This is a genomic window from Psychrobacter sp. AOP5-GZ1-6 (assembly GCF_052376345.1).
Lineage (GTDB): Bacteria > Pseudomonadota > Gammaproteobacteria > Pseudomonadales > Moraxellaceae > Psychrobacter.
In genome coordinates this window covers 1-8,624 of sequence record NZ_JBQSVP010000125.1, presented here as the reverse complement: position 1 = coordinate 8,624, position 8,624 = coordinate 1, and the positions used below count along the sequence as shown (strand labels likewise).

At 43.6% G+C, this 8,624-nt stretch carries 8 protein-coding genes; 2 read left to right on the top strand and 6 right to left on the bottom strand.

What is annotated here, in order from left to right:
• Positions 1-158: 158 nt before the first annotated feature.
• The 4 genes from ACT3RN_RS12770 to ACT3RN_RS12755 all read right to left on the bottom strand — a co-directional run bounded on the left by ACT3RN_RS12770 (position 159) and on the right by ACT3RN_RS12755 (position 5,330).
• Complete coding sequence (locus ACT3RN_RS12770; RefSeq protein WP_192519479.1) at positions 159-662, bottom strand: flavin reductase; 504 nt, start codon at positions 660-662, stop codon at positions 159-161.
• A 209-nt stretch (positions 663-871) separates the two neighbouring features.
• On the bottom strand, positions 872-1,903 hold the full coding sequence (locus ACT3RN_RS12765) for a methionine synthase (RefSeq protein WP_192519466.1): 1,032 nt from the start codon (positions 1,901-1,903) through the stop codon (positions 872-874).
• Positions 1,904-1,931: 28 nt separating this feature from the next.
• The gene (locus tag ACT3RN_RS12760; protein ID WP_192519467.1) at positions 1,932-2,954 is read right to left on the bottom strand and encodes a DUF1852 domain-containing protein; all 1,023 of its coding nucleotides are present in this window, start codon (positions 2,952-2,954) and stop codon (positions 1,932-1,934) included.
• A 216-nt stretch (positions 2,955-3,170) separates the two neighbouring features.
• On the bottom strand, positions 3,171-5,330 hold the full coding sequence (locus tag ACT3RN_RS12755) for a heavy metal translocating P-type ATPase (protein ID WP_192519468.1): 2,160 nt from the start codon (positions 5,328-5,330) through the stop codon (positions 3,171-3,173).
• A gap of 198 nt (positions 5,331-5,528) precedes the next feature.
• Between ACT3RN_RS12755 and cadR the strand changes: the two genes are divergently transcribed.
• A complete protein-coding gene (cadR, locus tag ACT3RN_RS12750; protein WP_192519469.1) occupies positions 5,529-5,942 on the top strand; it encodes a Cd(II)/Pb(II)-responsive transcriptional regulator in 414 nt (137 codons plus the stop codon).
• A gap of 56 nt (positions 5,943-5,998) precedes the next feature.
• Here cadR and ACT3RN_RS12745 read toward each other — a convergent pair whose 3' ends face one another.
• A complete protein-coding gene (locus ACT3RN_RS12745) occupies positions 5,999-6,544 on the bottom strand; it encodes a rhodanese-like domain-containing protein (RefSeq protein ID WP_192519470.1) in 546 nt (181 codons plus the stop codon).
• A gap of 192 nt (positions 6,545-6,736) precedes the next feature.
• A complete protein-coding gene (locus ACT3RN_RS12740) occupies positions 6,737-7,429 on the bottom strand; it encodes a peroxiredoxin (RefSeq protein ID WP_192519471.1) in 693 nt (230 codons plus the stop codon).
• Positions 7,430-7,806: 377 nt separating this feature from the next.
• Here ACT3RN_RS12740 and ACT3RN_RS12735 point away from each other — a divergent pair.
• On the top strand, positions 7,807-8,624 hold an 818-nt coding region (locus ACT3RN_RS12735), incomplete at its 3' end, for a TonB-dependent receptor plug domain-containing protein (RefSeq protein WP_444518697.1).

Here is an 8,624-nt window from a genome sequence, read left to right as displayed (position 1 = left end):
TGGCACGATGATGGTTCCACCGCCCACACCAAAAAGCCCCGCAGCAAATCCTGCGAGGGCACCTATGACTAAAAAAATGATTAATTCCACGGGATAGTTACTTCTCAGATTGACGATGAATAGTTTGATGGCCATTCGATAATGGCCGGATGATTGACTTAAGCGATATCCACTTGACCCACTCGAGAGTAAGCACGATTAAAGTAAACCAAGCTTTCTTCTTGTCCATCTGGTTGCTCAGATTTTTTGATGGCGACTACTCGGCACATAAACACACTGTGCGTGCCTACTTTCTGAATTTGCTCAATCTCACAGTCGAAACTGACCAATGCATCTTCTAAAATAGGAGAGCCTGTTACTAGCTGAGACCAAGCGCCTTGTTTGAAACGTTCTTCTGAATGTAATTTTGAGGCAAAAGCGTTAGAGACGGGCTCATGATGAGCGCCCAACACATTGACACACAATGTTTTGTTTTCAACAAAATACGCATGCGACCGAGACGTCTGGTTCATACAGACGAGCAAAGTTGGCGGTGTATCTGTGACACTGCATACTGCCGATGCTGTAAACCCATGAACGCCAGAGGCACCTTCTGTGGTGACAACATTGACCGCAGTCGTTAACAAAGACATGGCATCTCTAAAATCGGTTGCTTCAATCATATCTTTAATCATTACTGAAATCCTGTGAAACGTTAAAAAATTGTGCTTCAATTTTAGTTTTGCAAAGGGAGATTCTTTAAATAGAATCTCCTCAACGACTGAACTTTAATAAGCATCATTCAAGTTAAAATCCTAGCCTGCAAAACTTACCAGCGTTACCAATACCAAAGCTACCAATGCCGAATTTACATCAGTTTGTTTGATAAGCTCTACGCAGTCAGCTCTTGACGAACGATCTGTGCGCCTGCACTTAATGCCGCAAGCTTGCCACGAGCCACTTGGCGTGACAACGGTGCCATACCGCAATTGGTGGCAGGATACAGCTTGTCAGCATCGACAAATTGTAATGCTTTACGTAGTGTGTTGGCCACTTCTTCTGGTGTCTCAATGGTATTGGTTGCCACATCAATGGCACCAACCATTACTTTTTTACCACGAATCAATTCAATCAAATCCATTGGCACATGTGAGTTTTGACACTCCAGTGAGACAATATCAATCTTAGACTGTTGCAGCTGAGGAAAGGCCTTTTCATATTGACGCCATTCTGAACCCAGTGTCTTTTTCCAGTTATTATTGGCTTCGATACCATAACCGTAGCAAATATGTACTGCTGTTTCGCATTTTAGACCTTCAATAGCACGCTCTAAAGTAGCAATACCCCAGTCATTCACATCATCAAAGAACACATTAAATGCTGGTTCATCGAATTGGATAATATCAACGCCAGCGGCCTCTAGCTCTTTTGCTTCTTGATTCAGGATTTTAGCAAATTCCCAAGCCAGTTTCTCACGACTTTTATAATGATCGTCATACAGTGTATCAATCATCGTCATCGGCCCTGGCAAGGCCCATTTGATTGGCTGATTGGTCTGCTGACGTAAAAACTTGGCATCTTCTACAAATACTGGCTTTTGACGGCTCACCGCACCGACCACTGATGGCACACTCGCATCATAGCGATCACGGATTTTGACTGTCTCACGATTTTCAAAATCAACACCATCGAGATGTTCGATAAACGTGGTCACGAAATGCTGACGAGTCTGCTCGCCATCGCTGACGATATCAATACCTGCATGTACTTGTTCTTGTAGTGACAAACGCAATGCATCTTGCTTGGCTTCAATCAACTGCTCGCCTTCTAATGCCCAAGGTGACCAAATTTTTTCAGGTTCTGCCAGCCAAGACGGTTTCGGTAAGCTGCCAGCGGTTGATGTTGGTAATAATAGTTTTGTCATGGTTGTTTGTCTTCTCTCGTGTGCTCGGTTAAGCAGCATATTTATTATTGGTTTGTTTTTTATCTGCTTGACTATCAACGGTATAGCTTGCAGCCCACTCTTCAAGAATGTCTTGGTATGGCTTGATAAATGTTTCTTCCGTAAACTTACCTTGTGTCACCGCCATCTGACTGCGCTCCTCGCGGTCATATACAATTTGCGTCAGTGAGTAATCTTGATACTTGAGACTTGGTTGATACACTTGACTCGCTGTAGAGTTGGCATTGTAAATTTCAGGACGGTAGATCTTTTGAAACGTTTCCATGGTACTGATTGCACTGATTAGCTCAAAATCAGTGTAATCACTTAGCAAATCACCAGCGAAATAAAACGCTAACGGTGCCACACTGCCGACAGGCATGAAGTAACGAACGGTCAGACCCATTTTGTGAAAGTAATCATCGGTTAACGAATACTCGTCTTGTCTATATTCAACCCCTAGCACAGGGTGATGATTGGTAGTGCGATGATACGTCTTACTGGTTGAAACACTGAGGCAAATCACTGGCTTTTTATTAAATTGCGCTTTGTATGCCTCTGAATTCAATAAGTCTTGAAACAACTTACCATGTAAGTCACCAAAGTTTTTGGGCACCGGCTCACCTGGTTTTTTATCAAAATGATCTAGCAGTACGATACTAAAATCATAATCGCGCACATAAGAAGAAAAACTGTTACCAATCATACCCTCAATACGGGTGTTGTCTTTATGATCAGTAATCGTTGTTTTTAAGGTTTCAATAATAGGAAAATTATTGCCGTTGCCTTCGATATCCATGTTTACAGAAATAATATCTACGTCAACAGAATAGCGGTCTGCTGTTGGGTTGTCCCAATGCGCCAATGCGTTAAAGCGATTGTCTATCATTCTTAACGTTTTGCGTAGGTTCTCTTCGCGATGTTCGCCACGCGCCAAGTTTGCAAAATTAGTCGTCAGACGTGTGCTGTCTGCAGGCTGATAGTTTTCATCAAAACGAATGCTCGAAACTGAATATGTAAACGGTGTACTCATGGTGATTGACTGCCTTAATCTGTTCTCAATATCTGAGATAAAACCAAATTTGTGTATGAAATGAATCATACCTAAATCAGAACATGAATAAAAACGATACAATTTAAGCTAAAGATGAATTATATTCATCTTTAGCTTTCGAGAGGTTGTGTAAAGGCACAAAAAATGATCATATAAGCTAGAAATGGAAGGCAGTCTAGAAATGGAAAGCAAGACTTATGGCTGCGTTGCTGCTTTAAACTTGAATCTAAGCAATCGCAGCGCATTCAGCGTAACCAAAATAGTTGCGCCAGTATCCGCTATGACAGCGAGCCATAGACCTGTCACACCCAGTACGGTAGTGATGAGAAAAACACCTTTTAGACCCAGTGCAAAAATCACGTTTTGATGAATATTAGACATGGTTGCCCGTGACAGTGCCACTAGATGAGCGACATCGGTCACACGGCTTTTTAATAACGCAACATCCGCTGTTTCGATAGCCACATCAGTACCACCGCCCATGGCGATGCCGATATCTGCGGTGGCGAGCGCTGGAGCATCATTGATACCATCGCCCACCATCGCTATTTGGGTATTGTCTCTCATCTCATTTAGCAGACGCAATTTGTCTTCTGGCAGCAGCTCGGCTTGCCATTGTATGTCTAAGTTGCTAGCCAGTGCCTGCGCAGTACGATGGTTGTCGCCTGTGAGCATCACTGAACGAATACCCATGGCTTTAAGCTGTGCCACCCCTGTTTGAGCACTCTCTCGCAATTCATCTCGTAACGCGACCAATCCAAGGACGTCACCGCTCTGCTCATCAAACAGCACCGAAACCGTCTTGCCATCGTGTTGTAGCGATTCAATTTGTGCTTGTTGTTTGGGCGACAGCAATGCAACGTCAGCAGCATAGACAGGCGAACCAATGGCTAGAGACTGCCCAGAGACTGTTGCATGCACCGCTTTACCAGCAGTCGCATAGGCATTGGTGGGCACAGGTACGGCAACTTGAGTGTCTCTCGCATGATCTACAATAGCCCTCGCAAGTGGGTGATTAGAGCCGGACTCTACACTAGCAAAGAGCGCCAATACCTCATGTTTAGATTGAAAATCCATATCCTTTTGTGTAAAAGAAATAACGTCAGTAACGCGTGGCTTGCCTTCGGTTAAGGTACCTGTTTTGTCAAAAGCAACTGTGTTCACACGACCAATCGCTTCTAAGGCGCTACCACCTTTGATCAGCAAGCCACGACGCGCAGCGACCGCTAGACCAGAGGCAACAGCGGCTGGGGTTGATAAAACCAAAGCGCACGGGCAAGCAATGAGCAAGAGTGCCAAGCCACGATACAGCCAAGTGGCCCACTCGCCGCCTAGAGCTAACGGTGGAATAATAATAATCAATAAGGCAATCGCCATCACTGCGGGTGTGTAGTATCGACTGAATTTTTCGATAAAACGCGCAGTTGGTGCTTTGGAAGCCTGCGCCTGCTCTACGAGCTCAATAATACGTGCAATCGTGTTGTCCGCTGCTGTTTTCTGTACACGTACCTGTAGCGCGCCATCTATGTTGATTGACCCTGCGAACACATCATCACCTACCATTTTAGCAACTGGTACAGACTCACCTGTTACTGGTGAATCATCAAGGCTAGACGTACCTTGTTCGATGACACCATCGGCAGACACTCTATCGCCGGGGCGCACGAGTACGAGGTCATTTACCTGCAACGATGAAGCCGAAACGTCATGCTGTTCGCCATTTTTATCAAGCAATACTGCCGTTTTTGGCACCAGTGATGCCAGTGCCTTAATACCAGCACGTGCGCGATCAGCAGCCACGCTTTCTAATAGCTCACCAATCGAAAATAAAAACACAACCGCAGCAGCCTCTTCGGCTTCCCCAATAATCAGCGCGCCAATGGCAGCAACCGACATCAGCATTTCAATCGAAAAAGGCGAACCTGACATCGCTAGAGCAAAAGCTTTTCGGACAAATGGATACACACTAGCAATCACCGCTACCGCGAACACCCATATACCATAATCAGGAAACAGTAATGCGAGTGTATATGCGACAGCCATCAGAATACCGACAACTAGCACTTGCTTGCCTTTTAGGGTTTGCCACCAACGCGGCTCTGGTGTCTCTGATGCATCATCATCCGTATGTGAGGCGATTGATGAATCTGTATAGGCAGATATACCAAAGCCCAGTCGTTTGATGGTTTTTTCGATATCGCTGAGTTGCGTGGTCGAATCAGCCGCCAACGTCAATGATAACTTTTCCGTCGCAAAGCTCAGCTCTATATCGTCAACGCCCGGCATACGGGTGAGCGCCTTTTCAATCTTGCTAACACAGCCAGCACAGTCCATACCTTCAATATGATATTTCATAATAATTTATCCTTTTCAATAAAGATATTATGAACCCTCTAGTGGCTTTAGAGTCAAGACTATAAATATTCAATTTGGCAACCTTCAATCCGATAGCCTTGATTTGTTGGACATCAGACCTTATAGTTACTTTAGTGTTAGGACTTTAAGGTTAAGACTGTTTGCTATTAACTTTCTAGAGAATAGAGGTCATTCATTATGCCCATTAAAATTGGCGCGCTCGCTAAACGAGTCGGTGCCACCGTAGAAACCATTCGCTATTATGAAAAGGAAGGGTTACTACCAGAGCCCTCTCGTAGCGCCGGAAACTATCGCTTATATCGTGAAGACCATGTCGAGCGTCTACAATTCATCATGCATTGCCGGACGCTGGACATGACATTGAGTGAAGTGAAGACGCTACTTGGGTACTGGGATGAGCCTGATAAAGACTGCGGTGATGTAGATATCTTATTGGATGAGCATATTCACGCGGTGGAGGTGCGTATGCAAGAGCTGGCACAGTTAAAGCAGCATCTAACCGTATTACGTCAAAAATGCGTCAGCAGTACTTCGGCGGTATCCTGTGGAATTCTACAAACCCTTGCCGATAACTCTTGTCATCAGTCGTAATATTGCTAAGGTGTGTCGTCATTCTAAAAAACACACCTGTATCATTCCTAAAAAGCTTACGGCTTGTTGATTTTGTCAGCATTAATCTTTGACGACCAAGGTAAACCTGAGTTTTGCCAGCCATTCACTACACGAAACCCTTTCATATCACCTTCTTTTACCGTACTGCCCTGAAAGCCGTGATCGATATATTTAACGTTTGAAAACCCTTGCGATAATAGATAATCAGCACTGGGCTTGCCACGTGCAGATCCAGACCGGCACATAGTCACAATAAGCGCGTCGTTACCTAGACCTTTGGCTTTTAATGCTTTTTTTACATCAGAGGCAAAGTTTGGGTTGCTCTGCATGGCAAAACTGCCTTTGCTATCATTAAACTGAGTACGATCAACTAGCTTAAAAGGAATGTTGATATCTACAGCATCTGTAAAACCGATAAACATGATTTCTACTGGATCACGCACATCAATAAACAGCAGCTCGTCCGGAGCTTCTTGTACAAGATTCCAAACCTCTTGTGGTGGCACAGATAGCGCATCTTCCGCACTTGCATAGGAAGTCAAACCAAACAGGATGAATAGTGACAATATAATTGTTTTCATTTTTTCTCCTTGGAGAGATAAATTTTTTGAGATTAGCCTGTTTAAGACGACCCTCAATATCAGTAGTCGATAACATAAATAGAAACCGTAAAAAACGGTAGAAACTTAAAAAGGTAAAAAAATTAGGCGTGTCGAATCATCAACACGCCTATATTTACTCAATATCCACTATCAAAATAAAGCTCACTTCTATTAGAGTGTTTTTTTACTAAAATACCAGTCCGTATAATCATAACCATCGTCCACACGACTTTCGGCTTCTGTAGCGGTACGTGGTGGTGGTACGATAACAGGATCTCCTGCTTGCCAATTCTCTGGTGTAGCAATATTGTTTTCATCACTGGTTTGTAGCGCCTCAAGCAAGCGCAAGAATTCATCAACCGAGCGGCCATTGCTCATTGGATAGTAGATCATTGCCCGCAATACACCTTCAGGATCGATGATAAAGGTGGCTCGTACTGCCGAGGTGTCACTGGCACCAGGCTGAATCATGCCATAAGATTTGGCAACCTGCATCGATAAATCAGCAATAATGGGAAAGGTAATCTCTACACCAAAGTTTTCTTTGATATTACGCATCCAAGCAATATGCGAATGTACACTATCAATAGACAACCCTAATAACTCACAGTTTTTGGCACGAAAATCTGCCGCTTTAGTAGCGAATGCCATAAACTCAGTGGTACATACAGGGGTGAAATCCGCAGGATGCGAGAACAACACCAACCATTTACCTTTATAGTCAGCCAATGACTTCATACCATCAGTGGTTAACGCTGTAAAATCAGGCGCTGGCTGGTTTAGTTGAGGAAAAGCCGGCGCGCTAACTGGTGCTGTATCATTATGGCACGAATGATTCTCACATGAATGTTGATTCTTTCTCATATCAATCTTTCCTTATCGTTGGTTAATAGCAATATATTAACTATAGCACATTGATATACAAATAAACATTATATAAATAAATATTGTTAATTTTTTGAATAATTATTGCTCGAGTTTTTGGACTGTATCAGACCACTGTCATATAAAAAATCAGTACTGATAATATTGAAATGATAACCCGCTATTTGATGCTTTTGAGAGCACTAAAATGGCTATAGATTGAATTGAGAATACAAAACCTGATACAAAACAAATAAGTATAGAAACAAAAACCATTATCATTTACAATACTATTCACAACTTTAGTATACCCAGTATTGCTATCTCAGCATCAGTCAGTGCCTCTATTTGATCATCCAACTAAATGAAGTGAAACTATGAAAAGTCGTCATCAACTTGCCTTATCCGTTTTGACTCTTTGTATCAGCCAACAGTTATACGCTCAAACCAATATCAACGACAGCACTAACAATGCTGTTGGTGCATCAGAAGTGTCAGACTCAAGCGCAACTTCTACTGAAGAACCAAGCGTGACTCTGGATGCCATCACAGTGACTGCAAATGCCAGAACTGGTACGGCACTGGCGCAAAAAATTAGTGAGATGCCGGCTGTCACTCAAGTGCTTACTGAACAAGAGATTCAGGTGCAGGCCACAGGTGACCGTACCACAGGCGATATATTGGCACAGCTGATTCCAAGTTTAGGTGCCAGTAGCAGCTCAACGAGTAACTACGGCACCACCATGCACGGTCGTCCAGTACAATACTTACTTAATGGTGTACCATTAAGTAGCTCACGTAGTCTGTCACGAGAGCTGAATAGTATTGATCCTGCCCAGCTTGAGCGAGTAGAAGTACTATCTGGTGCTACTAGTATTTATGGTGCTGGTGCAGCTGGCGGCCTAATCAACCTAGTGACCAAGTCAGATGTGGGCTATGGTCCTATCAGACAAACCCGACTAGGCATTAGTAGCAGTCGAAACTTTGATTCTGAATCGTTGGGTTATAGCGTTGGGCAAACCTTAGGTTATGGTGGCGAGCGAGTATATGGACGCTTAGATGTGGATTACGGTAGTACCGGTGGCAAATTCGATAGCCATGGTGATCGTGTTAGCCCAGACATCCTTCAAACTGACCAACAAGATACCGAGTCTTTAAGCGTGAACGCCAGCTTAGGTATGGAATTAACAGATAT

Bases quoted from the DNA above. Each gene is read 5' to 3' on its own strand.
- cadR (WP_192519469.1), top strand. From the start codon at position 5,529: ATGCCCATTAAAATTGGCGCGCTCGCTAAACGAGTCGGTGCCACCGTA.
- ACT3RN_RS12745 (WP_192519470.1), bottom strand. From the start codon at position 6,544: ATGAAAACAATTATATTGTCACTATTCATCCTGTTTGGTTTGACTTCC.
- ACT3RN_RS12760 (WP_192519467.1), bottom strand. From the start codon at position 2,954: ATGAGTACACCGTTTACATATTCAGTTTCGAGCATTCGTTTTGATGAA.
- ACT3RN_RS12755 (WP_192519468.1), bottom strand. From the start codon at position 5,330: ATGAAATATCATATTGAAGGTATGGACTGTGCTGGCTGTGTTAGCAAG.
- ACT3RN_RS12765 (WP_192519466.1), bottom strand. From the start codon at position 1,903: ATGACAAAACTATTATTACCAACATCAACCGCTGGCAGCTTACCGAAA.
- ACT3RN_RS12740 (WP_192519471.1), bottom strand. From the start codon at position 7,429: ATGAGAAAGAATCAACATTCATGTGAGAATCATTCGTGCCATAATGAT.
- ACT3RN_RS12770 (WP_192519479.1), bottom strand. From the start codon at position 662: ATGATTGAAGCAACCGATTTTAGAGATGCCATGTCTTTGTTAACGACT.